Below are 21,484 nucleotides of genomic sequence, written 5' to 3'. Positions count from 1 at the left end.
TGTGATGAGTTCTACGTGATGAGTTCTATGTGATGAGGGAGCTCAGATCTTGCGGGCGGTGCCGGTGCCGGTGGAGCTGTCCGGGCGCCACAGCCACGGCTGGGCGGCGGGGGAGAGGCCCGCGGCCGCGGGGCCGTTCCGGGTGGCGCGGAGTGCGGGTCCGTCGAGCGTGACCAGGTCACGCGCCGCCCGCTGGATCCGGCCACGGTGCAGGAGTTGGAGCGTCCCTGCGGCGTCCCGGCCCAGGAGGTACGGTCCGGCGGCGGTCACGGGGCCGTAGCCGGGGAAGTCGACCGGCGGTCCTGCCGTCGCCGTCAGCGCGGACGAGGCGGGGGTCCGGTAGTAGAGCCGGCCGCCGACGGCGGCGACGGCGTCCGCGGGGACGGGCAGCCCGGCCAGCGGTGCGGGCCCCTCCGGCGTCCAGTGGTGCACCGTGTCGCGTCCCGGCGCGTACACATGGACGCCGCCGTCCTCGCCGCCGACCGCGGTCAGACCGTCCTGCACGGGCCCGCCGCCGAGGGAGCGCCACGGCGACCAGCGTCCGTCGAGCCCACGCACCCGCGTACTGATCCCTTGCTCAGCGTCCCTGACGAACAGATGGACGCGCCCGTCGCGAGCGGTGACAGCGACGGGGACGCCGATGCGGCGGCCCCGCACGGGGTCGGTCTCCGGGTTGCCGAGGCCGGTCCAGGCGCCGAACTCCCCGCCGGCGGCGCGCTGTTCGAGGACGACGATCTCGCGGAGGTCGGAGCCGCCGCGTCCTTCGAGGGCCGCGAGCCGCAGGCCGAGGAGCAGCTGCCGTCCGTCGAGGAGCGACGCGGAACCGAGGGCCGGCGCGAGCGGGCCGCCGCCGAGGTCGGCCGGCCGGCCGAAGACACCTTCCGCGGTCTCGCGCCAGCGGACGGCACGCAGGCCGAGGACGCCGTAGCCGGCCAGCTTCCCGTCCGGCTCCTGGGCGAGAGCGATCCGCGGCCCCGGGTGGCGGTAGTGCGTCGAGCGGACCCAGCCCTTGCGGTTGGTGAGGGGGCGGTCCCCGCCGACGTTGTAGTCCCCGCAGCCGGAGGGGTTCCCGCACTGCCAGTCGGGGGCCGCGCCGTACGGCATCAGGTGCTCGGCCTTGGCGTGCAGCACGGACTCGGGGAGGTTCTCGGGCCAGTGGTGGTTGTAGTAGCCGCGGAAGGCGGTGGCCGCGAACGGGGGCGGCCCGCCCGCCGCGGTCTGCGACCAGCGGATCAGCGCGGCCCAGGTGAACGCGGCCACGGCCGTGTGGTCGGCGTGGTCGGAGAAGCCGGGCTGCTCGCTGTCGCGTATGCGCGTCCGCGGATCGCTGTGCTGGATGTCCGGGTCCGGGTCGAGCGTGTGCACGAGGGTGGGCCGGTAGCGCTCGAAGAGGGCCACGAGTACGTCGACCAGGCCGTCGTAGTCGTACATCTGTGCCCGGCGCAGCGGCGACCCGTCGACGACGACCGTGCGCAGCGGCAGGCCGCTGTCCCGCCACAGCGCAGGGGCGCCCATGTGGCCCGCGGGCGTGTGCATCGCCAGGTCGAGAAAGACCAGTTCGATGCGGCGGCCCCGGTGCTCCAGCGTGTTCACCTCGGCCTGGTGACCGCCGGGGAGAGAGGTGACCTCGGTACGCCAGCGGGTGAACACGGGCAGGCCGAGCTGGGTCGCGTAGGACTGGCGGAGGCCCTGGTGGCGGGCGGAGGCGTACGCGGACTTGTCGGCCGGGGGGTGCGGCCGGCCGGGGATCTTGTTGACGCCGTCGGCCTCGCCCGCGGTGACGTACACGCAGACCAGGGGGATGCCCGCGGCGATGGCCTGGCTGGTGTCCGGGTTCATGAAGTACAGGTCGTCGTCCGGGTGCGCGAGGACCTGGAGCAGCAGGGCGTGATCGCCCTCGGCGGCGGGGCGGCCGGAGGCGGGGGAGGGGGCGGTGGGGTGGGGAGGGGGCGGGGCCTGGTCCATGCGGGCCGTGACGGCGGCGGCGGTGGCGGCGGCGAGGGTGGCGGCCGACCCGAGCAGGACGGCCCGGCGCCCGGGCAGGCGTCGGGTGCCGCCTATTCGACCGTCGACGTCCTCATTCTGGGCACTCTCGTATCCCACGCGCTGTCCTCCGTCCGCCGTACGCAGCGGTCGGAATGTGCGCTGCTTCTCGGTGCTTCAGCCGGGAAGAGGCTCGTCAGTGGGGTCAGGTTCCATGCGCGGACATGTTCTGTTCACGCGTTTTGGGACTCTTGGGCAACTCTTGGTTTCCCGTCGCTACGAGGCCTCAGCCACGCGCCCTCAGCCGCCGAAGGCCCACCGCGCGGCGGCGGTGACTCCGAGCACCAGGGCGGGCGCGACCCACGCCCACCCCATGACGCGCCGGACGGACGGGAGCAGCCACAGCGCCACGGCCGACCCGGCAGCCGCGATCGTGACGACGCAGGACAGGACGATCCCCCGGTACGCGTCGTCGTCCCAGACCCCGGCGGGACGGATGGTGAGGGCCATCCAGCAGAAGTACGCGGCGGTGAGGGTGAGCACGCTGAACGGAAGGGCGAGGACCACCCGGAGGCAGCCCCGGTCGTCGTCCGGAGTCTGCCCGGGGCGGGGAACCAGTTCGTGCCCGTGATCAGCCTGCGTGCTCATGGAGTCCTCCCGCGGGAGTGCACCGGCCACGTTTGTCGGCCGGGGCGCACGGGGTGGGGCGATGCGAACATTGCCGGGTGTTCTCCCTGATCAGTGGGTGTCTGGCTGGTCTATTGCAATGGCTGACGCCTGGGCCGACTTCGTGACGTACACGTCGGGTAGCTGAATCGCCGCCGCCGGCTGGGGGATTCGACGCGCCGCGAGGTGATCGTCACCATGGAAGGCACCGATCACGCGGCCATGCCCTGGCTGCTCCGCTACTCCGGTGTCCCGGACTGTTCGAAAGAATCCGATCTTGACTGACGTGTCACTGCTTGCCGCAGGGGTCGACGGGCCGTCGCCCGTCGTCCTCGCCATCTTCTCGCTCGCCGGCCTCGTCTGCCTGTGGTGCGGGGTGAACTGGGCGTTCGACATACGGGGGATCACCACCCGACGGTCCGAGCGGATCAGGCAGAGGAACGCGGGGATCCTGGGGATGCCGGGCGCGCTCGACGCGCCGACCACCGTCTTCGGGTCGGTGGGCTATCTCCGGTTCCTGGGTGCACTGATGGCGTTCGCGGGGCTGATCCTGCTCGTGGCGACGTACGCGCTCTGGCACCTTCGCTGAGCCGCAGGGCATCAATGCGTCGGAAGTCGAGGTCCCATCCGCTGTGGAGAACGCCATCAAGGGGCGGTTGATCCATGAACTGCGGAAAGTCGGCCGCATCGCCCCCGAAGGGACCGAGAATATCACCGGAGATAAATGGAGGCGGCCACCTCTCGCCGCGGAAGGTTGCAAGTGAAGTACGTTACGGCAGTCTGGGAATCCGACGGGTTCCACTTGGATCCGAGGCCCTATCTGGCCGAAATCCCAAAGCTCCGGGACCAACTTCCTGAAGGCGCCTGGTCCTTTGCCTCGGATCCGGCGCATTATGACATGGGGCGCGGAAACATGCGCTGCGTCAAAGACCTTGAACTGTCTGGCGTCCAGGTGGCCGTCGATAAAAGCGGAGGGTTGACGCTGGATTTTGCTCCGAATCAGTGGAGGCACGATTCCGGGCTGCGTATCACTTATTCGGGAGTGACCCACTTCTCCATCGACTACGAGCACTCCATCGACTGGATGTCGGTCGACACCGTGCTGCTCGACGAGATCCTCCCGGGCGAGGACGGCGGCTGCGTGCACGAAATCGGACTGACCGACGCGACTATGACGGTCCGCTGTCAGGACCTGGAGGCCGTCTGGGGTGACGCGTCGACCCTCACGTCCTGAATGGGCGTGGTCTCGAATGACTGACCCGGGCATCACGACCCGGCGGTCCGAGCGGATCCGTCAGACGAACGCGGACAGGTGGGCGGCTCTGGATCACCTCGACGCGTCTCCGACCATCGAACGCCCACGCGGCCCGTTTCGCCGTGACGGCTGAGGCCTGGGCCGAGTTCGTGACGTACGCGCCGGGGAACTGACGCAGCCCTCAGCCGCCCACGTGGCGAGCCCGGTGGGAATGGCCGCCCGTCGTGCTGGCTCCTCTGCTCCACAGGCCTGTTGCCGTTCCATACCGCGGACATCAAGGCCTCGGCGCCGGTGTTCCACGAGGGGCGTGCCTGCTGGTCCCGTCGTCAGCGGTACCGGATCACGTGCAAGGCCCGTACCCCCGTCGAGTCCATCGCGACCGGCTCGTCCGATGAGCCGTCGACCAAGATTGTGCCCGTCTCCGTGGTCAGCGCCGAGACCAGCCAGCCCACCGCCTCCCTGCCGCGGCCGTCCGTGCGGCGCACCCAGATCAGGGCGCGTGAGCCCGCCGGGAACGACGTGAGTTCGTCCACCGCCGACTGCCAGGTCTGATGGTCGGAAGTGGACAGGACGGGGCCGAGATCGGCCAGTGTCGGCTCGAACCAGTACGCGCGTCCGGGCGCGGGCGGTGGCGGGAACGATCCCGTTCCCGGCGTGCCGCCTTGGTCCCAATGGGCCAGCCAGGCCCACGGGGAGGAGTTGGGCAGGTGGAAGGGCGCGTCCGCGTCTTTGGGGACGACCACTGACGCGTCCAGCAGTGTGTCCTGCCAGCGGCCCTCGCGCAGGTGGCGCCGACCGTCGCAGGAGAACACCCAGCCGCGCTGGGTCTCGTCACCGGGCCCGGGCTCGACCAGCTCCACCTCGCCGCCGTACGTGCTGTCCAGCCACTGCTGTGCCTTGCCGCACGCCGCCTCGAAGCCGTACGCCTCACGCTCCCAGGGCGCGCGGCGGGGAGCGGACGATCCCGGCGCGGCGCGTACGAGAACCAGCTCACGCACGCCGGCCGAGTCCAGCTGCGCCAGCGAGGACGTCAGGCCGTCGAGAAAGACGACGCGGCCCTTGTTGTTGTGGGCGTAGACCAGGTGCCCCGACGCCTCGTACCCGCCGATCTCGCGCCGTACCCACACCACGCCCCGGGTGTCGGGGCCGGTCTCGGCGATCGCCTTGACGGCATCGTCCCAGCTGTTCACCGGCACCGGCTCGAACTCGGGGAAGTACCGGCGGTGCAGCCTGTTCCACCAGCCCGGGGCCTCGTCGGACGGCTGCCAGGGAAGCGCCGTCGACGGCGCGCCGCCGATCATCGCGTTCAGCGTCACCAGGCAACCGCGTGCATTGATCCGGCGCGGCTGGTTCTGTACCCGGGTCAGTGCCTCGTCGTACGACGCGGCGGGCGCGAGGTCCGCGAACGGGGCGCTCGGCGCCGGATGGAACGGAGAGCTCCCGTCCTTGGGCACGACGACCGAGGCGGCGAGCATGGGGGTGTCCGGGTAGCCGGGCTGCGCAAGGGTGCGGCAGGCCATCAGCCAGGCGGTAGGGGACTCGTGTACGGGGTGGGGGGCGGCGAGCTCCACCAGGCCTCGGTAGACCTGGTTCAGCCAGGTCGCGGCCCGCTCAGCAGGACTTGTCACCTTCACTCCTTGGGCGGCCAGTCGCCCGAGGCGCGCCGGTTCATGTAGTCCGCCACCGGGAAGACGCTGGGCGGGAAATGGGCCTTGCCGCCGTCGTGCGGGACGATGACGACGCTGGTGACCGGTGACTGCAGCCAGTCACCGGACTCGATGTGTTCCTTGAAGTCGAAGCGGACGGCCCAGCCATAGGGGTACTCGACACACTTCTCCGGAAGCATTACCAGGGAATCCGCTTTCTCCGGATAAACCCTTCCGAGGAGCGCGGCCGCCGTTTCCACGGCTTCGGCTCTACTCAGCATTTATGGAGCCCCATTTCTGTACGGGACGTGCATGATTTCCTTCGCGTCGCTCTCCAGCATTCCGAGCTTTCCGCTCTGGCCGTCGAGGAACACCACCCCGTGCTCGGTGTTCACCGCGTTGAAGAAGTGTCCGGAGTCCCCGCGGCCGATGAAGACGGCACTTCTCGAACCCTCGCCCCTGGCCTGGAGATCGCGAATCACGTCATCGTAGCTGTCGGCCCGGTGCCAGGCGGTCGACGGATCCTTGACGCCCAGCTGCTCCACGTCCAGGTGGCCCGGTCCCTGCCGGGGTGCCGCACTGACGTCGACGCCGTCGAGGCGACGGTCGACCGTGACCGTGGTGTGCGCGCAGTTCTGGGTGTATCCGTCCTCCCACCGGTTGTTGACGTCCTTCAGCCACGGATACTCCGAGTCCAGGAATTCCTGGGCCTTGTGCGGGTCCACCGAGTCATGGTGAATTGCTTTCTCTTTCACATGCTCGGTACTGCGCGCCAGATCGCTGAAGTTCTTCGGTGCCGCCCCGACCGCGTCGTCGCCGTACTTCAGTCCCTTGGACGCCATGTTCGACGCCGCGGTCTCCATTCCTTCCTTCACACCCAGGCGCAGTCCGCCGCGGGCAAGCCCCGCGCCCTTGGTGCCGACGACTTCCGGGATGAGGCGACCGAAGAATTCGGACGGGTCCTTCTTGAAGCCGTCCACCGCCGCCTGCACCACCCGCTCGGGGTGTGCCGCCGTGGACGTGAGCCCGGAGAGCGTCATGGAGACGTTCTGCATGTACTCGGCGGGGTGGGTGAGGTTGTAGGGGTCGGTGGGGTTGAGGCCGCGGGCGAAGTTGAGCAGGCCCGCGGTGCCCTTGAGGGCGCCGCCGACGACGTGGGTGAGTTCCGTGTTGTAGGCCTGATAGCCATCGGTGACGTTGTTGCCGAGGCGGCTCAGGGGCGGAGGCTCGGCCGGGGCGTGGGCGAGTGCCGCCTTGACCTTGGTCTCCGCAGTGGAGGCAGCCGTGTTGCGCTGCTTGCGGGCCTCCGCCAGCTTCTCCCTGGCCGCCTTGATGTCGGCCTTGCCGGGGTCGTGGAAGGGCTCAAGGGCGGGGCCGGGGTCCTGATCGGCCTTGATCTTGGCCTTGTAGGCGTCGACGCGCTTGTTGTACGCCTCCACGGCTTCCTCGGAGGCGTTCTTGCCCTTCTTGTACAGCTCGATGGCTTCCTTGGCCTGCTCCTGCGCCCACTTGACTGTCCCCGCATACGAGTCGAGCGCCTGGGCTGCCGACTCGCAGGCGTCGGAGGCGTGCAGCCACTTGGTCGGGTGCATCTCGAACTTCTTGCGGAAGCTGTCGCCGCCCTCGCCTCTCCAGTGGGAGGAGTCGAGCTTCTTCATGCCCTGGCCGACGCGGTCGAAGGCGGTGTGGAAGTCCTTGAGGTGCTTGGCGCTCTCCCGGATCTTCTCCGGTTTGCCGTGGACGAGTTCGTCTGCGTCCTCGGTCTGGCCGAGTTGCTGCTCGCCGGGGGTGGCGCCCAGGTCGGAGGCCACGCCGTCGCCCCAGTCCTGCACGGCGTCGGCTGCGCCGTGCAGGCCTACGTGGTCGAGGCCGTCTCCGACCTCGTTCGTGGCCCAGTCGACGCCGTGGCCCAGAGCCTTCTTGCCGGAGTCGATGCCGTCCTCAATGGCCCCGAGGCCGTCGTTGAGCCCGTCCTTGATGTCGCCGAAGACACCCATCAGCCGGCACCCCCGCCCGGCACTCCCTGCTGCTGTTCGGCGGCCTTGGCGCGAGCTTCGGGAGAGGGGCCGAAGGTGTCGTCGAGCCACTTGTCGTACTCGGCGTCGGAGACACCGGCGGCGCTGTGCACGTTCTCGGGGTTGAGGCCCAGAGGACCCGCGGTGTGGGAGGTCGCGATGTCGCGGCCGGCGTCCTTCCAGCCCTGCGCGCTGTTGGCCATGGCCGTCTCGAAGGACTCCTTGCTGTAGTCCGCGTGTGCGAAGGAGTTGTTCTCGGCCAGCTGGCCCCAGCTCATCTTGGTGATGTCGTCCTCGGACGCGTAAGGGTTGCCCATCAGAGAGTTCGCCCCGACCTTCAGAGCGCCCTCGACGTACTGATCCGTCTCGTAGTACGTACCGGCCGAGAGCCCCACGCCCTGCGCGAAGCTGTTGCCCTCGTTGATCAGAGCTCGCACGCCCCACTCCCAGCGTTCGCAGAACGAGGAGAGCGCGTCCGTCACTCCTTGTTCACCCAACTCGAGGCCGGACAGGGCAAGATCGCCGAAGCCGCGCCCGGCCCCGGCCTCGCCGACCATGCCCAGCTCCTTCAGCTCGCCGAGGGCCTCAGTCAGCCCTTTCGCGATGAGAGCCAGACCGCCGGTCTCAAGGTCCTTGCCGCCCGTCCCCGTCATGCCGCGCCCTCTGTGTGCTCGTCGGCATCCACCGCCACCTCGTCCGGCACGATGCCCATCACGGGCGGGAAGACCATGCCGTCCGGGCCGTCCGCACAGTCCAGTGCCACCCCGCAGGGAACCCCGGCGGCGGGCACCGCCACGTCCAGCAGGCGTGCGCCCAGCACGGTCTGGTAGGTCCACTCGCGCTGGTAAGCACCCCGCTCCCGCGCGTACCGGGCCAATGCCTGCTCGTCGGTGAAGGCGAGGATGAACCGGATGCCGTTCAGGTCAGCCGTCAGCATCCCGCGTTCGTCATCGGGACCGGGACCCTCGCCCAACGGCACCAGAACCGGCGTGCGTCGGAACTCGCCCAGTAGCGCGCCGAAGCTCCGCTTGCGGGCCGCGACCTCGGGGCCGTCGAGAACCGGGTCGGCGGGAGGCGGTGGCGCTGGGGGCTCTGCCTCGCCGCGGGGCTGCGGCTCGCGTGGTTGCCCGTCCGTGCCGTCTGCGGCACCGCTCGACACCCCCGCCATATCCGCGTAGTCCGCCAGTCGTGATCTCGGAATGCTGGTCCGTGGCGGTTGGGCCGCCTCGCCCCCGTGCTCAGACATGGCGCACATCATCACAACCGGAATCCGCCCTACGCAACACGCGCAGTGTGTTCCGGCCGGGCCAAGGCCTGAAAGGGAACGGGCATTCCGATCCGGTGAGAGCGGCGACAGACACGGGGTCATCGGTGCCCAGTCGGCGGCGCGCGGGCCACCCGGTTTGACCTTCGTCACCCCAGGGGTAATCTCTACGGCTCGATTGGCCAGGCGCAGGCGCTCTGTGGCAGACTGTCGGGGTTGCTCGGTTGAGTGCCGATGCTGCGCGCCTCCCGCCGGGAGGACCGGAAGCGAGTCCCACAGTACTCGTCGCCCCATCTGCCAGAAGGTCGAAAGATCTGCAGGCAGCGCTAGGGCGGACGTACGGGAATCTTCCGGGAAGTGCAGCGAGGTCGTTCAGCCAGGCGCCCGGTGGGTTTCTTCCCCCGGCTTCGCGGTCCCAGGGCTGCAGCTCCCGAGCAGGGAAATCCGTATGGAAATTTCTGTCAGTGAGACTGCGACACGCCCGACCGCGTGGGTCGGAGGAGGACGGAATAGGACCTGCCAGGTTCCAGAGCGTTTCGAGAGACAGGACTACTAGTAGCCATGGCGGGACAGAAGATCCGCATCCGGCTTAAGGCCTACGACCACGAGGTCATCGACAGCTCGGCGAAGAAGATCGTCGAGACGGTGACCCGCACTGGTGCGTCGGTCGCAGGCCCGGTGCCGCTGCCCACTGAGAAGAACGTGTACTGCGTCATCAAGTCGCCGCACAAGTACAAGGACTCTCGCGAGCACTTCGAGATGCGCACGCACAAGCGCCTGATCGACATTCTCGACCCGACGCCCAAGACCGTTGACTCTCTGATGCGACTCGACCTTCCGGCCGGTGTCGACATCGAGATCAAGCTCTAGGGATCGGTGAGCTGAGAATGGCTAAGCAGATCAAGGGCATCCTGGGCGAGAAGCTCGGCATGACCCAGGTCTGGGACGACAACAACCGTGTCGTCCCGGTCACCGTGGTCAAGGCCGGTCCGAACGTCGTGACCCAGGTCCGTACGAACGACATCGACGGCTACGAGTCGGTCCAGATCGCCTTCGGCGAGATCGACCCGCGCAAGGTGAACAAGCCCCTCAAGGGCCACTTCGCCAAGGCCGACGTAACCCCGCGCCGCCACCTGGTGGAGCTCCGTACCTCCGGCGCCAGCGAGTACACGCTGGGCCAGGAGATCACTGCCGAGGTCTTCGAGTCGGGCGTCAAGGTTGACGTCACCGCGAAGAGCAAGGGCAAGGGCTTCGCCGGTGTCATGAAGCGCCACAACTTCAAGGGTGGCAAGGCGTCGCACGGTGCCCACCGTGTGCACCGTATGCCCGGTTCCATCGGTGGCTGTGCCACCCCCGGCCGTGTCTTCAAGGGCATGCGCATGGCGGGTCGCATGGGCAACGAGCGGGTCACCACCCAGAACCTGACCGTTCACGCCGTTGACGCGGAGAAGGGCCTGCTCCTCATCAAGGGCGCAGTTCCCGGTCCGAACGGTGGCCTCGTCCTGGTCCGTACTGCGGCCAAGGGGGTTTGAGGAACCGATGAGCACCATTGACATCCTTTCGCCGGCAGGCGACAAGGCCGGGACGGTCGAGCTCCCCGCGGAGATCTTCGACGTAGAGAAGATCAGCATCCCGCTTCTCCACCAGGTCGTCGTCGCACAGCTGGCCGCTGCCCGTCAGGGCACGCACAAGACCAAGCGTCGCGGCGAGGTCCGCGGTGGTGGGCGCAAGCCTTACCGCCAGAAGGGCACCGGCCGTGCGCGCCAGGGTTCGACCCGCGCGCCGCAGTTCGCCGGCGGTGGCGTCGTCCACGGCCCGCAGCCGCGTGACTACTCGCAGCGGACGCCCAAGAAGATGAAGGCCGCGGCCCTGCGCCACGCCCTCACCGACCGGGCCCGCAACGCTCGCATCCACGTCGTCACCGGCGTGGTCGACGGCGGAGTCTCCACCAAGGCCGCCAAGTCGCTGCTCGGCAAGATCTCGGAGCGCAAGAACCTGCTCCTGGTGATCGACCGTGCCGACGAGGCCGCGCTGCTCTCCGCTCGCAACCTGCCCCAGGTCCACATCCTGGAGCCGGGCCAGCTGAACACGTACGACGTTCTCGTCTCGGACGACGTGGTCTTCACCCAGGCCGCTTTCGAGTCCTTCGTGTCTGGCCCCAAGGCCGCTGACACCGAAGGGAGCGAAGCCTGATGGCTACGCGTCACCCGAGCATTGCCCCCAAGGCGGCCAAGGCCGCCAAGGCCGCGCGCGTCGCCAAGGCGAAGCGCCACGAGGCCGAGGGCAAGAACACTGTCGAGACGCCGCTGAGCAAGAGCTTCACGGATCCCCGTGACGTCCTCCTCAAGCCGGTCGTCTCCGAGAAGAGCTACGCGCTTCTCGACGAGGGCAAGTACACCTTCGTCGTGGACCCGCGGGCCAACAAGACCCAGATCAAGCAGGCCGTCCAGGCGGTCTTCTCGGTCAAGGTCACCGGAGTCAACACGATCAACCGTCAGGGCAAGCGCAAGCGGACCAAGACGGGCTTCGGCAAGCGTGCGGACAGCAAGCGCGCGATCGTGACCCTCGCTGAGGGCGACCGTATCGACATCTTCGGCCAGGCCTCCTAACGGAGTGCCCTGGTCCGAATATCGGACGAGGACTGAGAAATGGGAATCCGCAAGTACAAGCCGACTACGCCGGGCCGTCGTGGCTCCAGCGTTGCCGACTTCGTCGAGGTCACGCGGTCCACGCCGGAGAAGTCGCTGGTCCGCCCGCTGCACAGCAAGGGCGGCCGTAACAACGCCGGTCGTGTGACCGTTCGCCACCAGGGTGGCGGACACAAGCGCGCCTACCGAGTGATCGACTTCCGTCGTCACGACAAGGACGGCGTGCCGGCGAAGGTCGCGCACATCGAGTACGACCCCAACCGCACCGCGCGCATCGCGCTGCTGCACTACGCCGACGGCGAGAAGCGTTACATCGTCGCTCCGCGTGGCCTGTCGCAGGGTGACCGCGTCGAGAACGGTCCTGGGGCCGACATCAAGCCGGGCAACAACCTGGCGCTCCGCAACATCCCGGTCGGTACCACGATCCACGCGATCGAGCTCCGTCCCGGTGGCGGTGCCAAGTTCGCCCGCTCCGCCGGTGCCTCGGTGCAGCTGCTGGCGAAGGAGGGCACGATGGCCCACCTTCGTATGCCGTCCGGCGAAATTCGCCTGGTCGACGCCCGCTGCCGCGCCACGATCGGCGAGGTCGGCAACGCCGAGCAGTCGAACATCAACTGGGGCAAGGCCGGCCGCAAGCGCTGGCTCGGCGTTCGTCCGACCGTTCGCGGTGTGGCGATGAACCCGGTTGACCACCCGCACGGTGGTGGTGAGGGCAAGACCTCCGGTGGTCGCCACCCGGTCTCCCCGTGGGGTCAGAAGGAGGGTCGTACTCGTTCGCCGAAGAAGGCTTCGAACAAGTACATCGTCCGCCGCCGCAAGACGAACAAGAAGCGCTAGGAGCGGGTTTAGATGCCGCGCAGTCTCAAGAAGGGACCCTTCGTTGACGGCCACCTCGTAAAGAAGGTGGACGCTCAGAACGAAGCCGGTTCCAAGAACGTCATCAAGACCTGGTCCCGTCGCTCGATGATCATCCCGGCCATGCTGGGCCACACGATCGCGGTGCACAACGGCAAGACCCACATCCCGGTGTTCGTCACCGAGTCGATGGTCGGCCACAAGCTCGGCGAGTTCTCGCCGACGCGCACCTTCCGGGGTCACGTCAAGGACGACCGGAAGTCGAAGCGCCGCTAACGCGGGGTGGAATCGACTATGACGAACACTGAAGGGACAACCATGGAAGCCAGGGCCCAGGCGCGGTACATCCGCGTCACGCCCATGAAGGCCCGCCGCGTGGTGGACCTCATCCGTGGCATGGATGCCACGGAGGCTCAGGCGGTCCTGCGTTTCGCCCCGCAGGCCGCGAGCGTGCCGGTTGGCAAGGTGCTGGACAGCGCCATCGCCAACGCTGCACACAACTACGACCACACCGACGCCAATTCGCTGGTCATCAGCGAGGCGTACGTGGATGAGGGCCCGACCCTGAAGCGGTTCCGTCCGCGTGCTCAGGGCCGTGCCTACCGGATCCGTAAGCGGACCAGCCACATCACCGTGGTCGTCAGCAGCAAGGAAGGAACCCGGTAATGGGCCAGAAGGTAAACCCGCACGGGTTCCGGCTCGGTATCACCACGGACTTCAAGTCCCGTTGGTACGCCGACAAGCTGTACAAGGACTACGTCAAGGAAGACGTAGCCATCCGTCGCATGATGACCTCCGGCATGGAGCGCGCCGGTATCTCGAAGGTTGAGATCGAGCGCACCCGTGACCGCGTGCGTGTGGACATCCACACCGCTCGTCCGGGCATCGTCATCGGCCGCCGTGGCGCCGAGGCCGACCGCATCCGCGGTGACCTCGAGAAGCTCACGGGCAAGCAGGTCCAGCTGAACATCCTCGAGGTCAAGAACCCCGAGACGGACGCTCAGCTGGTTGCTCAGGCCGTTGCCGAGCAGCTGTCCTCCCGCGTCTCCTTCCGTCGCGCCATGCGTAAGAGCATGCAGACGGCGATGAAGGCCGGCGCGAAGGGCATCAAGATCCAGTGTGGTGGCCGTCTCGGCGGCGCCGAGATGTCCCGCTCGGAGTTCTACCGCGAGGGCCGCGTGCCCCTGCACACGCTCCGCGCGAACGTCGACTACGGCTTCTTCGAGGCCAAGACGACCTTCGGCCGTATCGGTGTGAAGGTCTGGATCTACAAGGGCGACGTCAAGAACATCGCCGAGGTCCGCGCCGAGAACGCCGCTGCCCGTGCGGGTAACCGCCCGGCCCGTGGCGGCAACGACCGTCCGGCCGGTGGCCGCGGTGGTCGTGGTGGCGAGCGGGGCGGCCGCGGCCGCAAGCCGCAGCAGCAGTCCGCGCCGGCTGCCGAGGCCCCCAAGGCCGACGCTCCCGCCGCCGCTGCCGCTCCGGCTGAGAGCACCGGAACGGAGGCCTGACCGAAATGCTGATCCCCCGTAGGGTCAAGCACCGCAAGCAGCACCACCCCAAGCGCCGCGGTCAGGCCAAGGGTGGTACGACGGTTGCGTTCGGCGAGTACGGCATTCAGGCCCTCACGCCGGCGTACGTGACCAACCGCCAGATCGAGGCGGCTCGTATCGCGATGACCCGCCACATCAAGCGTGGCGGCAAGGTCTGGATCAACATCTATCCGGACCGCCCCCTCACGAAGAAGCCCGCCGAGACCCGCATGGGTTCCGGTAAGGGTTCCCCCGAGTGGTGGGTCGCGAACGTTCACCCGGGTCGGGTGATGTTCGAGCTGTCCTACCCGAACGAGAAGATTGCGCGTGAGGCGCTTACCCGCGCTGCTCACAAGCTTCCGATGAAGTGCCGGATTGTTCGGCGCGAGGCAGGTGAGTCGTGATGTCGGCCGGTACCAAGGCGTCCGAGCTGCGCGAACTGGGCAACGAGGAGCTCCTCAACAAGCTCCGCGAGGCCAAGGAAGAGCTGTTCAACCTCCGTTTCCAGGCGGCGACCGGTCAGCTCGAGAACCACGGTCGGCTGAAGGCCGTCCGTAAGGACATCGCGCGGATCTACACCCTGATGCGTGAGCGCGAGCTGGGCATCGAGACGGTGGAGAGCGCCTGATGAGCGAGAGCAACGTGACTGAAGAGACTGCCGCCCGCGGCTTCCGCAAGACCCGTGAGGGTCTGGTCGTCAGCGACAAGATGGACAAGACCGTCGTCGTCGCTGTCGAGGACCGCGTCAAGCACGCGCTGTACGGCAAGGTCATCCGCCGTACGAACAAGCTCAAGGCGCACGACGAGCAGAACGCTGCCGGCGTCGGCGACCGCGTCCTCATCATGGAGACGCGTCCGCTGTCGGCGACCAAGCGCTGGCGCATCGTCGAGATCCTCGAGAAGGCCAAGTAGGCAATTCCCGCAAGGGAATTCCAACAAGTACAGCTCTGAGGGGTATCCCTCAGGGTTCGTTCCGCCAGGCTCCCGGGGCAGTTCGCTGAACTGCCCCGGGGGAACCGGCAGACAATCAGGAGATAGACGTGATCCAGCAGGAGTCGCGACTGCGCGTCGCCGACAACACGGGTGCGAAGGAAATTCTCACCATCCGTGTTCTCGGTGGCTCGGGTCGCCGCTACGCGGGCATCGGTGACGTCATCGTCGCCACCGTCAAGGACGCGATCCCCGGTGGCAACGTGAAGAAGGGTGACGTCGTCAAGGCCGTCATCGTTCGCACCGTCAAGGAGCGCCGCCGTCCGGACGGCTCGTACATCCGCTTCGACGAGAACGCCGCCGTCATTCTGAAGAACGACGGCGACCCTCGCGGCACCCGTATCTTCGGCCCGGTGGGCCGTGAGCTGCGCGAGAAGAAGTTCATGAAGATCATCTCGCTCGCGCCGGAGGTGCTGTAAGCATGAAGATCAAGAAGGGCGACCTGGTACAGGTCATCACCGGTAAGGACAAGGGCAAGCAGGGCAAGGTCATCGCGGCCTTCCCCCGCGAGGACCGCGTCCTGGTCGAGGGTGTCAACCGGGTCAAGAAGCACACCAAGGCCGGCCCCACCGCCAGCGGTTCGCAGGCCGGTGGCATCGTCACGACCGAGGCCCCTGTCCACGTGAGCAACGTTCAGCTCGTCGTGGAGAAGGACGGCAACAAGGTCGTCACGCGTGTCGGTTACCGCTTCGACGACGAGGGCAACAAGGTTCGCGTTGCCAAGCGGACGGGTGAGGACATCTGATGGCTACCACCACGACTCCGCGTCTCAAGACGAAGTACCGCGAGGAGATCGCGGGCAAGCTGCAGGAAGAGTTCTCCTACGAGAACGTCATGCAGACCCCGGGCCTCGTCAAGATTGTGGTCAACATGGGTGTCGGCGACGCCGCCCGTGACTCGAAGCTCATGGACGGTGCCGTCCGTGACCTGACCACGATCACCGGTCAGAAGCCGGCCATCACCAAGGCCCGCAAGTCCATCGCGCAGTTCAAGCTGCGCGAGGGTCAGCCGATCGGTGCCCACGTCACGCTCCGTGGCGACCGCATGTGGGAGTTCCTGGACCGCACCCTGTCGCTCGCGCTTCCGCGCATCCGCGACTTCCGTGGTCTGTCTCCCAAGCAGTTCGACGGCCGTGGCAACTACACCTTCGGTCTCACGGAGCAGGTCATGTTCCACGAGATCGACCAGGACAAGATCGACCGCGTCCGGGGTATGGACATCACCGTGGTCACCACGGCGACCAACGACGCTGAGGGCCGCGCCCTTCTCCGTCACCTCGGCTTCCCCTTCAAGGAGGCGTAACCGAGATGGCGAAGAAGGCTCTTATTGCCAAGGCTGCTCGTAAGCCCAAGTTCGGTGTGCGTGGCTACACCCGCTGCCAGCGCTGCGGCCGCCCGCACTCCGTGTACCGCAAGTTCGGCCTGTGCCGCGTGTGCCTTCGTGAGATGGCTCACCGTGGCGAGCTGCCGGGCGTGACCAAGAGCTCCTGGTAATCCCCCTTCGTCCTTAGGGACTTGGGAATTACCGGACGCTCTCGGTAAGTATTTGGTCGGCGGGAGCCCTCCCTCACATGCCGTAGGCTTGTGGGGTTGGGCGCCCGCCGCCCATACCGACTTACTACGCCGTAGGTCCCCGCACCGCACCCGTCCCGCCTCTGTGTGGGGAGAGGGATGGCGCATACAGGAAACCCCGGCGAGAGAGGCCGAAGGCCAATTCATGACCATGACTGATCCGATCGCGGACATGCTGACTCGTCTGCGTAACGCGAACTCGGCGTACCACGACACCGTGGCGATGCCGCACAGCAAGATCAAGTCTCACATCGCGGAGATCCTCCAGCAGGAGGGCTTCATCACGGGCTGGAAGACCGAGGACGCCGAGGTTGGCAAGAACCTCGTCCTCGAGCTCAAGTTCGGCCCGAACCGTGAGCGCTCCATTGCGGGCATCAAGCGGATCTCCAAGCCCGGTCTCCGGGTTTACGCGAAGTCCACCAACCTGCCCAAGGTCCTCGGTGGCCTCGGCGTGGCGATCATCTCCACGTCGCACGGTCTTCTGACCGGCCAGCAGGCAGGCAAGAAGGGCGTAGGTGGGGAAGTCCTCGCCTACGTCTGGTAGTCGGGAACGGAGGAAAAGCTAATGTCGCGTATTGGCAAGCTCCCCATCACGGTTCCCGCCGGCGTGGACGTCACCATCGACGGCCGTACGGTCGCGGTGAAGGGCCCCAAGGGTTCCCTCTCGCACACCGTCGTGGCGCCGATCGACATCGCTAAGGGCGAGGACGGCGTTCTGAACGTCACCCGCCCGAACGACGAGCGTCAGAACAAGGCCCTCCACGGCCTGTCCCGCACGCTGGTGGCGAACATGATCACCGGCGTGACCCAGGGTTACGTGAAGAAGCTCGAGATCAGCGGTGTCGGTTACCGCGTCCTGGCGAAGGGCTCCAACCTGGAGTTCTCGCTCGGCTACAGCCACCCGATCCTGATCGAGGCGCCCGAGGGCATCTCGTTCAAGGTCGAGTCGCCGACCAAGTTCTCGGTCGAGGGCATCGACAAGCAGAAGGTCGGCGAGGTTGCGGCCAACATCCGCAAGCTGCGCAAGCCCGACCCGTACAAGGCCAAGGGCGTCAAGTACGAAGGCGAAGTCATCCGCCGCAAGGTCGGAAAGGCGGGTAAGTAAGCCATGGCATACGGTGTCAAGATTGCTAAGGGCGACGCTTACAAGCGTGCTGCCATCAAGCGGCGTCACATTCGTATCCGGAAGCATGTTTCGGGTACGGCCGAGCGTCCGCGCCTGGTCGTGACGCGCTCGAACCGCCACATCGTGGCCCAGGTCATCGACGACGTTAAGGGTCACACCCTCGCGTCGGCGTCGACCCTGGACACCTCGATCCGTGGTGTCGAGGCCGACAAGTCCGCGCAGGCCGGCAAGGTCGGCGCCCTGGTCGCCGAGCGTGCCAAGGCCGCGGGCGTCGAGGCTGTCGTGTTCGACCGTGGTGGTAACCAGTACGCCGGGCGCATCGCCGCTCTGGCGGACGCCGCCCGCGAAGCCGGTCTGAAGTTCTGATCCGGTTCCGTAGCTAGCGGAAAACGAAGAGAGGTAATTCCAATGGCTGGACCCCAGCGCCGCGGAAGCGGTGCCGGTGGCGGCGAGCGGCGGGACCGGAAGGGTCGCGACGGTGGCGCTGCTGCCGCCGAGAAGACCGCGTACGTTGAGCGCGTTGTCGCGATCAACCGCGTCGCCAAGGTTGTGAAGGGTGGTCGTCGCTTCAGCTTCACCGCGCTCGTCGTGGTAGGCGATGGTGACGGCACCGTCGGTGTTGGTTACGGCAAGGCCAAGGAGGTGCCGGCCGCCATCGCCAAGGGTGTTGAGGAGGCCAAGAAGCACTTCTTCAAGGTCCCCCGTATCCAGGGCACCATCCCGCACCCGATCACGGGCGAGAAGGCTGCGGGCGTCGTCCTGCTCAAGCCTGCTGCCCCCGGTACCGGCGTTATCGCCGGTGGCCCGGTGCGTGCTGTGCTCGAGTGCGCCGGCGTTCACGACATTCTGTCGAAGTCGCTCGGCTCGTCCAACGCGATCAACATCGTGCACGCGACCGTGACGGCCCTCAAGGGCCTGCAGCGTCCCGAGGAGATCGCGGCTCGCCGTGGTCTGCCGCTCGAGGACGTCGCCCCCGCGGCTCTGCTTCGTGCACGTGCGGGAGCGGGTGCGTAATGGCCCGTCTCAAGATCACGCAGACGAAGTCGTACATCGGTAGCAAGCAGAACCACCGCGACACCCTGCGTTCGCTCGGGCTCAAGCGCCTGAACGACGTGGTCGTCAAGGAGGATCGTCCCGAGTTCCGCGGCATGGCTAACACCGTGCGGCACCTCGTGACGGTCGAGGAGGTCGACTGATCATGGCGGAGAACAACCCGCTCAAGATCCACAACCTCCGTCCCGCCCCGGGCGCCAAGACCGCGAAGACCCGTGTGGGTCGCGGTGAGGCGTCGAAGGGTAAGACGGCCGGTCGTGGTACCAAGGGCACGAAGGCCCGTTACCAGGTTCCGGAGCGCTTCGAGGGTGGCCAGATGCCCCTCCACATGCGTCTCCCGAAGCTCAAGGGCTTCAAGAACCCGTTCAAGACCGAGTTCCAGGTCGTGAACCTCGACAAGCTGAGCGCGCTGTACCCCGAGGGTGGCGAGGTCACCGTCGAGGGTCTCGTCGCCAAGGGTGCCGTTCGCAAGAACAGCCTCGTCAAGGTGCTCGGCCAGGGTGAGCTCACCGTGGCGCTGCAGGTGACGGTTGACGCCGTCTCCAACTCCGCCAAGGAGAAGATCACCGCCGCCGGCGGTACCGTCACCGAGCTCGTCTGACCTTTTCAGACGTCTCGATGACATGAGCGATTCCCAACCGGGGATGCCCCATATTTGGGGCATCCCCGGTTGGTCGTTCCAAGGGGGGCATGGTCGCCGGTATGGTGGCCTGCACTGTGCTGTATCCGTCTGGGGCTGACGCCCCGGGCCGGGCGGTGTGTCCTGAAGGCGACGAGTCTGACGGATCTTCACCCGGTGCTTGACTGTTACGCATTCCTTCACTCATCGAACCTCAAGACCGTCACCTCTGACGCACGTGCGCGGGGGTCGCAGGAGGCACCGTGCTCACCGCGTTCGCCCGGGCGTTCAAGACGCCCGACCTGCGCAAGAAGCTGCTCTTCACGCTCGGCATCATCGTGATCTACCGCGTCGGTACACACGTACCGATCCCGGGAGTCAGCTACTCGAACGTCCAGACATGTATGGACGCGAACAAAGGCACGCAGGGGCTGTTCGGTCTCGTCAACATGTTCAGTGGTGGCGCGCTCCTGCAGATCACGATCTTCGCGCTCGGCATCATGCCGTACATCACCGCGAGCATCATCCTGCAGCTGCTCACCGTCGTGATCCCGCGGCTCGAGGCCCTGAAGAAGGAGGGTCAGGCGGGTACGGCGAAGATCACGCAGTACACCCGTTACCTGACCGTGGCGCTCGCCATCCTCCAGGGCACCGGCCTCGTCGCGACCGCTCGCAGCGGCGCCCTCTTCCAGGGCTGCCCCGTCGCGAACCAGATCGTCCCGGACCAGTCGATCTTCGTGACGATCACGATGGTCATCACGATGACCGCCGGTACCGCCATCGTCATGTGGCTCGGTGAGCTCATCACCGACCGCGGCATCGGCAACGGCATGTCGATCCTGATGTTCATCTCGATCGCCGCCACCTTCCCGAGCGCCCTGTGGACCATCAAGACGACCGGTGACCTCGCCGGCGGCTGGATCGAGTTCGGCGCCGTGATCCTGGTGGGCCTCGTCATGGTCGGTCTGGTGGTCTTCGTCGAGCAGGCGCAGCGCCGCATTCCTGTCCAGTATGCGAAGCGCATGATCGGTCGCCGGTCTTACGGCGGTACGTCCACGTACATCCCGCTGAAGGTCAATCAGGCGGGTGTGATCCCTGTCATCTTCGCCTCGTCGCTGCTCTACATCCCGGCCCTCGTCGCGCAGTTCGCGGGAGGCAACTCCGGGTGGAAGACCTGGATCAACGACCATCTGACCAAGGGAAATCACCCCTATTACATCGTTTCGTACTTCCTGCTGATCGTTTTCTTCGCGTTCTTCTACGTGGCGATCTCGTTCAACCCCGAGGAAGTCGCGGACAACATGAAGAAGTATGGTGGCTTCATCCCGGGCATCCGGGCTGGCCGGCCGACCGCTGAGTACCTGAGTTACGTACTCAACCGGATCACGTGGCCGGGTTCGCTGTATCTGGGTCTGATCGCTCTCGTACCGACGATGGCGTTGGTTGGCTTCGGGGCAAGCCAGAACTTCCCGTTCGGCGGGACCAGCATCCTCATCATCGTGGGTGTCGGTCTGGAAACGGTGAAGCAGATCGAGAGCCAGCTTCAGCAGCGCAATTACGAAGGGTTCCTCCGCTGATGCGTATCGTCCTCGTCGGGCCGCCCGGTGCGGGCAAGGGAACGCAGGCCGCGTTCCTTGCCAAGAACCTGTCGATTCCGCACATCTCCACGGGCGACCTCTTCCGTGCCAACATCAGCCAGGGCACGGAGCTGGGCAAGCAGGCGAAGGCGTTCATGGACGCCGGAAACCTGGTTCCGGACGAGGTCACCATCGGGATGGCCAAGGACCGCATGGAGCAGCCGGACGCCGTGAACGGCTTCCTGCTCGACGGCTTCCCTCGCAACGTCTCGCAGGCCGAGGCGCTCGACGTCGCCCTCAAGGCGGACGAAGTGAAGCTCGACGCGGTCCTGGACCTCGAGGTCCCCGAGGACGAGGTGGTCAAGCGCATCGCCGGCCGCCGCATCTGCCGCAAGGACTCCGCGCACGTCTTCCACGTGTCGTACAAGCAGCCGAAGCAGGAAGGCGTCTGTGACGTCTGCGGCGGTGAGCTGTACCAGCGCGAGGACGACACCGAGGACACCGTTCGCAAGCGGCTCGAGGTCTACCACTCGCAGACCGAGCCGATCATCGACTACTACCGGGCCCAGGGCCTGGTGCGCACGATCTCGGCGCTCGGCCAGGTCGACGAGGTGACCGCGCGGGCCATGGAGGCCCTCAAGCGCGACAAGTAAGCCGTTACGCTGCTCCGGCCGCGGTGCCCGT

General features: G+C 66.9%; 32 protein-coding genes. 25 read left to right on the top strand and 7 right to left on the bottom strand.

The window, feature by feature from the left end:
- Positions 1 to 42: 42 nt before the first annotated feature.
- Positions 43 to 1,965, bottom strand: a complete 1,923-nt coding sequence (locus ACIPWY_RS29045) for a PIG-L family deacetylase (RefSeq protein ID WP_393703556.1) — start codon at positions 1,963 to 1,965, stop codon at positions 43 to 45.
- 318 nt (positions 1,966 to 2,283) lie between these two features.
- Positions 2,284 to 2,631: a hypothetical protein gene (locus ACIPWY_RS29040; RefSeq protein ID WP_393703359.1), complete on the bottom strand. Its 348-nt coding sequence runs from the start codon at positions 2,629 to 2,631 to the stop codon at positions 2,284 to 2,286.
- Positions 2,632 to 2,935: 304 nt separating this feature from the next.
- Here ACIPWY_RS29040 and ACIPWY_RS29035 point away from each other — a divergent pair, with 304 nt between their 5' ends.
- A complete protein-coding gene (locus ACIPWY_RS29035) occupies positions 2,936 to 3,238 on the top strand; it encodes a hypothetical protein (RefSeq protein WP_393703558.1) in 303 nt (100 codons plus the stop codon).
- A gap of 171 nt (positions 3,239 to 3,409) precedes the next feature.
- The gene (locus tag ACIPWY_RS29030; RefSeq protein WP_401535653.1) at positions 3,410 to 3,883 is read left to right on the top strand and encodes a hypothetical protein; all 474 of its coding nucleotides are present in this window, start codon (positions 3,410 to 3,412) and stop codon (positions 3,881 to 3,883) included.
- A 347-nt stretch (positions 3,884 to 4,230) separates the two neighbouring features.
- Here ACIPWY_RS29030 and ACIPWY_RS29025 read toward each other — a convergent pair whose 3' ends face one another.
- From ACIPWY_RS29025 to ACIPWY_RS29005, 5 genes are read right to left on the bottom strand one after another with little or no spacing between them, the layout of a single operon-like run.
- Positions 4,231 to 5,532 (bottom strand): YrhB domain-containing protein, encoded by a 1,302-nt coding sequence (locus ACIPWY_RS29025; protein WP_393703363.1) that lies wholly within the window; start codon positions 5,530 to 5,532, stop codon positions 4,231 to 4,233.
- Positions 5,533 to 5,534: 2 nt separating this feature from the next.
- Positions 5,535 to 5,831, bottom strand: a complete 297-nt coding sequence (locus ACIPWY_RS29020) for a YrhB domain-containing protein (protein ID WP_362904123.1) — start codon at positions 5,829 to 5,831, stop codon at positions 5,535 to 5,537.
- Entirely contained in the window at positions 5,832 to 7,547 is a 1,716-nt protein-coding gene (locus tag ACIPWY_RS29015) for a putative T7SS-secreted protein (protein WP_393703366.1), read from the bottom strand.
- Entirely contained in the window at positions 7,547 to 8,218 is a 672-nt protein-coding gene (locus tag ACIPWY_RS29010) for a hypothetical protein (protein WP_393703368.1), read from the bottom strand. The genes ACIPWY_RS29015 and ACIPWY_RS29010 overlap by 1 nt, the downstream gene beginning before the upstream one ends.
- Positions 8,215 to 8,811: a hypothetical protein gene (locus ACIPWY_RS29005; protein ID WP_362904128.1), complete on the bottom strand. Its 597-nt coding sequence runs from the start codon at positions 8,809 to 8,811 to the stop codon at positions 8,215 to 8,217. The genes ACIPWY_RS29010 and ACIPWY_RS29005 overlap by 4 nt, the downstream gene beginning before the upstream one ends.
- Before the next feature lie 579 nt (positions 8,812 to 9,390).
- Here ACIPWY_RS29005 and rpsJ point away from each other — a divergent pair.
- The 23 genes from rpsJ (at position 9,391) to ACIPWY_RS28890 (ending at position 21,453) form a co-directional block, all read left to right on the top strand.
- Entirely contained in the window at positions 9,391 to 9,699 is a 309-nt protein-coding gene (gene rpsJ, locus ACIPWY_RS29000; RefSeq protein ID WP_003948644.1) for a 30S ribosomal protein S10, read from the top strand.
- Between the two features lie 17 nt (positions 9,700 to 9,716).
- A complete protein-coding gene (gene rplC, locus ACIPWY_RS28995) occupies positions 9,717 to 10,361 on the top strand; it encodes a 50S ribosomal protein L3 (protein ID WP_362904130.1) in 645 nt (214 codons plus the stop codon).
- Positions 10,362 to 10,368: 7 nt separating this feature from the next.
- Positions 10,369 to 11,022, top strand: a complete 654-nt coding sequence (gene rplD / locus ACIPWY_RS28990; protein ID WP_362904132.1) for a 50S ribosomal protein L4 — start codon at positions 10,369 to 10,371, stop codon at positions 11,020 to 11,022.
- A complete protein-coding gene (gene rplW, locus ACIPWY_RS28985) occupies positions 11,022 to 11,438 on the top strand; it encodes a 50S ribosomal protein L23 (protein WP_362904134.1) in 417 nt (138 codons plus the stop codon). Before rplD ends, rplW begins: the two co-directional genes overlap by 1 nt.
- A gap of 39 nt (positions 11,439 to 11,477) precedes the next feature.
- Positions 11,478 to 12,314 carry a 50S ribosomal protein L2 gene (gene rplB, locus ACIPWY_RS28980; RefSeq protein ID WP_362904136.1) on the top strand — a complete coding sequence of 279 codons (837 nt, stop codon included), beginning with the start codon at positions 11,478 to 11,480 and terminating at the stop codon, positions 12,312 to 12,314.
- A gap of 12 nt (positions 12,315 to 12,326) precedes the next feature.
- Positions 12,327 to 12,608, top strand: coding sequence for a 30S ribosomal protein S19 (gene rpsS, locus ACIPWY_RS28975; protein WP_020132632.1), 282 nt, complete (start codon positions 12,327 to 12,329; stop codon positions 12,606 to 12,608).
- A 42-nt stretch (positions 12,609 to 12,650) separates the two neighbouring features.
- Positions 12,651 to 12,998, top strand: coding sequence for a 50S ribosomal protein L22 (gene rplV / locus ACIPWY_RS28970; RefSeq protein WP_026249422.1), 348 nt, complete (start codon positions 12,651 to 12,653; stop codon positions 12,996 to 12,998).
- Complete coding sequence (gene rpsC, locus ACIPWY_RS28965) at positions 12,998 to 13,843, top strand: 30S ribosomal protein S3 (RefSeq protein WP_362904139.1); 846 nt, start codon at positions 12,998 to 13,000, stop codon at positions 13,841 to 13,843. Before rplV ends, rpsC begins: the two co-directional genes overlap by 1 nt.
- A gap of 5 nt (positions 13,844 to 13,848) precedes the next feature.
- Complete coding sequence (gene rplP, locus ACIPWY_RS28960) at positions 13,849 to 14,268, top strand: 50S ribosomal protein L16 (RefSeq protein WP_030782563.1); 420 nt, start codon at positions 13,849 to 13,851, stop codon at positions 14,266 to 14,268.
- A complete protein-coding gene (rpmC, locus tag ACIPWY_RS28955) occupies positions 14,268 to 14,492 on the top strand; it encodes a 50S ribosomal protein L29 (protein ID WP_010036720.1) in 225 nt (74 codons plus the stop codon). The genes rplP and rpmC overlap by 1 nt, the downstream gene beginning before the upstream one ends.
- A complete protein-coding gene (gene rpsQ / locus ACIPWY_RS28950) occupies positions 14,492 to 14,776 on the top strand; it encodes a 30S ribosomal protein S17 (RefSeq protein WP_100594880.1) in 285 nt (94 codons plus the stop codon). Before rpmC ends, rpsQ begins: the two co-directional genes overlap by 1 nt.
- A gap of 128 nt (positions 14,777 to 14,904) precedes the next feature.
- Positions 14,905 to 15,273, top strand: a complete 369-nt coding sequence (rplN, locus tag ACIPWY_RS28945) for a 50S ribosomal protein L14 (RefSeq protein WP_003974257.1) — start codon at positions 14,905 to 14,907, stop codon at positions 15,271 to 15,273.
- 2 nt (positions 15,274 to 15,275) lie between these two features.
- Complete coding sequence (gene rplX, locus ACIPWY_RS28940) at positions 15,276 to 15,599, top strand: 50S ribosomal protein L24 (protein ID WP_100594879.1); 324 nt, start codon at positions 15,276 to 15,278, stop codon at positions 15,597 to 15,599.
- A complete protein-coding gene (gene rplE, locus ACIPWY_RS28935) occupies positions 15,599 to 16,156 on the top strand; it encodes a 50S ribosomal protein L5 (RefSeq protein ID WP_100594878.1) in 558 nt (185 codons plus the stop codon). The genes rplX and rplE overlap by 1 nt, the downstream gene beginning before the upstream one ends.
- Before the next feature lie 5 nt (positions 16,157 to 16,161).
- Positions 16,162 to 16,347: a type Z 30S ribosomal protein S14 gene (locus ACIPWY_RS28930; RefSeq protein WP_003948630.1), complete on the top strand. Its 186-nt coding sequence runs from the start codon at positions 16,162 to 16,164 to the stop codon at positions 16,345 to 16,347.
- A 223-nt stretch (positions 16,348 to 16,570) separates the two neighbouring features.
- Complete coding sequence (rpsH, locus tag ACIPWY_RS28925) at positions 16,571 to 16,969, top strand: 30S ribosomal protein S8 (RefSeq protein ID WP_030221010.1); 399 nt, start codon at positions 16,571 to 16,573, stop codon at positions 16,967 to 16,969.
- A gap of 21 nt (positions 16,970 to 16,990) precedes the next feature.
- A complete protein-coding gene (gene rplF, locus ACIPWY_RS28920; protein WP_362904142.1) occupies positions 16,991 to 17,530 on the top strand; it encodes a 50S ribosomal protein L6 in 540 nt (179 codons plus the stop codon).
- 3 nt (positions 17,531 to 17,533) lie between these two features.
- On the top strand, positions 17,534 to 17,917 hold the full coding sequence (gene rplR, locus ACIPWY_RS28915) for a 50S ribosomal protein L18 (protein WP_100594876.1): 384 nt from the start codon (positions 17,534 to 17,536) through the stop codon (positions 17,915 to 17,917).
- Between the two features lie 42 nt (positions 17,918 to 17,959).
- Positions 17,960 to 18,565, top strand: a complete 606-nt coding sequence (gene rpsE / locus ACIPWY_RS28910; RefSeq protein WP_362904144.1) for a 30S ribosomal protein S5 — start codon at positions 17,960 to 17,962, stop codon at positions 18,563 to 18,565.
- A complete protein-coding gene (gene rpmD, locus ACIPWY_RS28905) occupies positions 18,565 to 18,747 on the top strand; it encodes a 50S ribosomal protein L30 (protein ID WP_041985698.1) in 183 nt (60 codons plus the stop codon). Before rpsE ends, rpmD begins: the two co-directional genes overlap by 1 nt.
- Before the next feature lie 2 nt (positions 18,748 to 18,749).
- Entirely contained in the window at positions 18,750 to 19,205 is a 456-nt protein-coding gene (gene rplO, locus ACIPWY_RS28900) for a 50S ribosomal protein L15 (RefSeq protein ID WP_100594874.1), read from the top strand.
- A 281-nt stretch (positions 19,206 to 19,486) separates the two neighbouring features.
- The gene (gene secY, locus ACIPWY_RS28895; protein WP_362904147.1) at positions 19,487 to 20,800 is read left to right on the top strand and encodes a preprotein translocase subunit SecY; all 1,314 of its coding nucleotides are present in this window, start codon (positions 19,487 to 19,489) and stop codon (positions 20,798 to 20,800) included.
- Positions 20,800 to 21,453 carry an adenylate kinase gene (locus ACIPWY_RS28890; RefSeq protein ID WP_362904148.1) on the top strand — a complete coding sequence of 218 codons (654 nt, stop codon included), beginning with the start codon at positions 20,800 to 20,802 and terminating at the stop codon, positions 21,451 to 21,453. Before secY ends, ACIPWY_RS28890 begins: the two co-directional genes overlap by 1 nt.
- The last annotated feature ends 31 nt before the right edge of the window (positions 21,454 to 21,484 follow it).

The sequence above is a fragment of the Streptomyces sp. NPDC090032 genome, assembly GCF_044748025.1.
In the GTDB taxonomy this organism is placed as follows: domain Bacteria; phylum Actinomycetota; class Actinomycetes; order Streptomycetales; family Streptomycetaceae; genus Streptomyces.
Note: the sequence above shows the minus strand (reverse complement) of the source record. Positions and strands in the feature narration are given on the sequence as shown.

Bases quoted from the DNA above. Each gene is read 5' to 3' on its own strand.
- ACIPWY_RS29045 (WP_393703556.1), bottom strand. From the start codon at position 1,965: ATGGACCAGGCCCCGCCCCCTCCCCACCCCACCGCCCCCTCCCCCGCC.
- ACIPWY_RS29040 (WP_393703359.1), bottom strand. From the start codon at position 2,631: ATGAGCACGCAGGCTGATCACGGGCACGAACTGGTTCCCCGCCCCGGG.
- ACIPWY_RS29020 (WP_362904123.1), bottom strand. From the start codon at position 5,831: ATGCTGAGTAGAGCCGAAGCCGTGGAAACGGCGGCCGCGCTCCTCGGA.
- ACIPWY_RS29015 (WP_393703366.1), bottom strand. From the start codon at position 7,547: ATGGGTGTCTTCGGCGACATCAAGGACGGGCTCAACGACGGCCTCGGG.
- ACIPWY_RS29010 (WP_393703368.1), bottom strand. From the start codon at position 8,218: ATGACGGGGACGGGCGGCAAGGACCTTGAGACCGGCGGTCTGGCTCTC.
- ACIPWY_RS29005 (WP_362904128.1), bottom strand. From the start codon at position 8,811: ATGTCTGAGCACGGGGGCGAGGCGGCCCAACCGCCACGGACCAGCATT.
- rpsJ (WP_003948644.1), top strand. From the start codon at position 9,391: ATGGCGGGACAGAAGATCCGCATCCGGCTTAAGGCCTACGACCACGAG.
- rplC (WP_362904130.1), top strand. From the start codon at position 9,717: ATGGCTAAGCAGATCAAGGGCATCCTGGGCGAGAAGCTCGGCATGACC.
- rplD (WP_362904132.1), top strand. From the start codon at position 10,369: ATGAGCACCATTGACATCCTTTCGCCGGCAGGCGACAAGGCCGGGACG.
- rplW (WP_362904134.1), top strand. From the start codon at position 11,022: ATGGCTACGCGTCACCCGAGCATTGCCCCCAAGGCGGCCAAGGCCGCC.
- rplB (WP_362904136.1), top strand. From the start codon at position 11,478: ATGGGAATCCGCAAGTACAAGCCGACTACGCCGGGCCGTCGTGGCTCC.
- rpsS (WP_020132632.1), top strand. From the start codon at position 12,327: ATGCCGCGCAGTCTCAAGAAGGGACCCTTCGTTGACGGCCACCTCGTA.
- rplV (WP_026249422.1), top strand. From the start codon at position 12,651: ATGGAAGCCAGGGCCCAGGCGCGGTACATCCGCGTCACGCCCATGAAG.
- rpsC (WP_362904139.1), top strand. From the start codon at position 12,998: ATGGGCCAGAAGGTAAACCCGCACGGGTTCCGGCTCGGTATCACCACG.
- rplP (WP_030782563.1), top strand. From the start codon at position 13,849: ATGCTGATCCCCCGTAGGGTCAAGCACCGCAAGCAGCACCACCCCAAG.
- rpmC (WP_010036720.1), top strand. From the start codon at position 14,268: ATGTCGGCCGGTACCAAGGCGTCCGAGCTGCGCGAACTGGGCAACGAG.
- rpsQ (WP_100594880.1), top strand. From the start codon at position 14,492: ATGAGCGAGAGCAACGTGACTGAAGAGACTGCCGCCCGCGGCTTCCGC.
- rplX (WP_100594879.1), top strand. From the start codon at position 15,276: ATGAAGATCAAGAAGGGCGACCTGGTACAGGTCATCACCGGTAAGGAC.
- rplE (WP_100594878.1), top strand. From the start codon at position 15,599: ATGGCTACCACCACGACTCCGCGTCTCAAGACGAAGTACCGCGAGGAG.
- ACIPWY_RS28930 (WP_003948630.1), top strand. From the start codon at position 16,162: ATGGCGAAGAAGGCTCTTATTGCCAAGGCTGCTCGTAAGCCCAAGTTC.
- rpsH (WP_030221010.1), top strand. From the start codon at position 16,571: ATGACCATGACTGATCCGATCGCGGACATGCTGACTCGTCTGCGTAAC.
- rplF (WP_362904142.1), top strand. From the start codon at position 16,991: ATGTCGCGTATTGGCAAGCTCCCCATCACGGTTCCCGCCGGCGTGGAC.
- rplR (WP_100594876.1), top strand. From the start codon at position 17,534: ATGGCATACGGTGTCAAGATTGCTAAGGGCGACGCTTACAAGCGTGCT.
- rpsE (WP_362904144.1), top strand. From the start codon at position 17,960: ATGGCTGGACCCCAGCGCCGCGGAAGCGGTGCCGGTGGCGGCGAGCGG.
- rpmD (WP_041985698.1), top strand. From the start codon at position 18,565: ATGGCCCGTCTCAAGATCACGCAGACGAAGTCGTACATCGGTAGCAAG.
- rplO (WP_100594874.1), top strand. From the start codon at position 18,750: ATGGCGGAGAACAACCCGCTCAAGATCCACAACCTCCGTCCCGCCCCG.
- ACIPWY_RS28890 (WP_362904148.1), top strand. From the start codon at position 20,800: ATGCGTATCGTCCTCGTCGGGCCGCCCGGTGCGGGCAAGGGAACGCAG.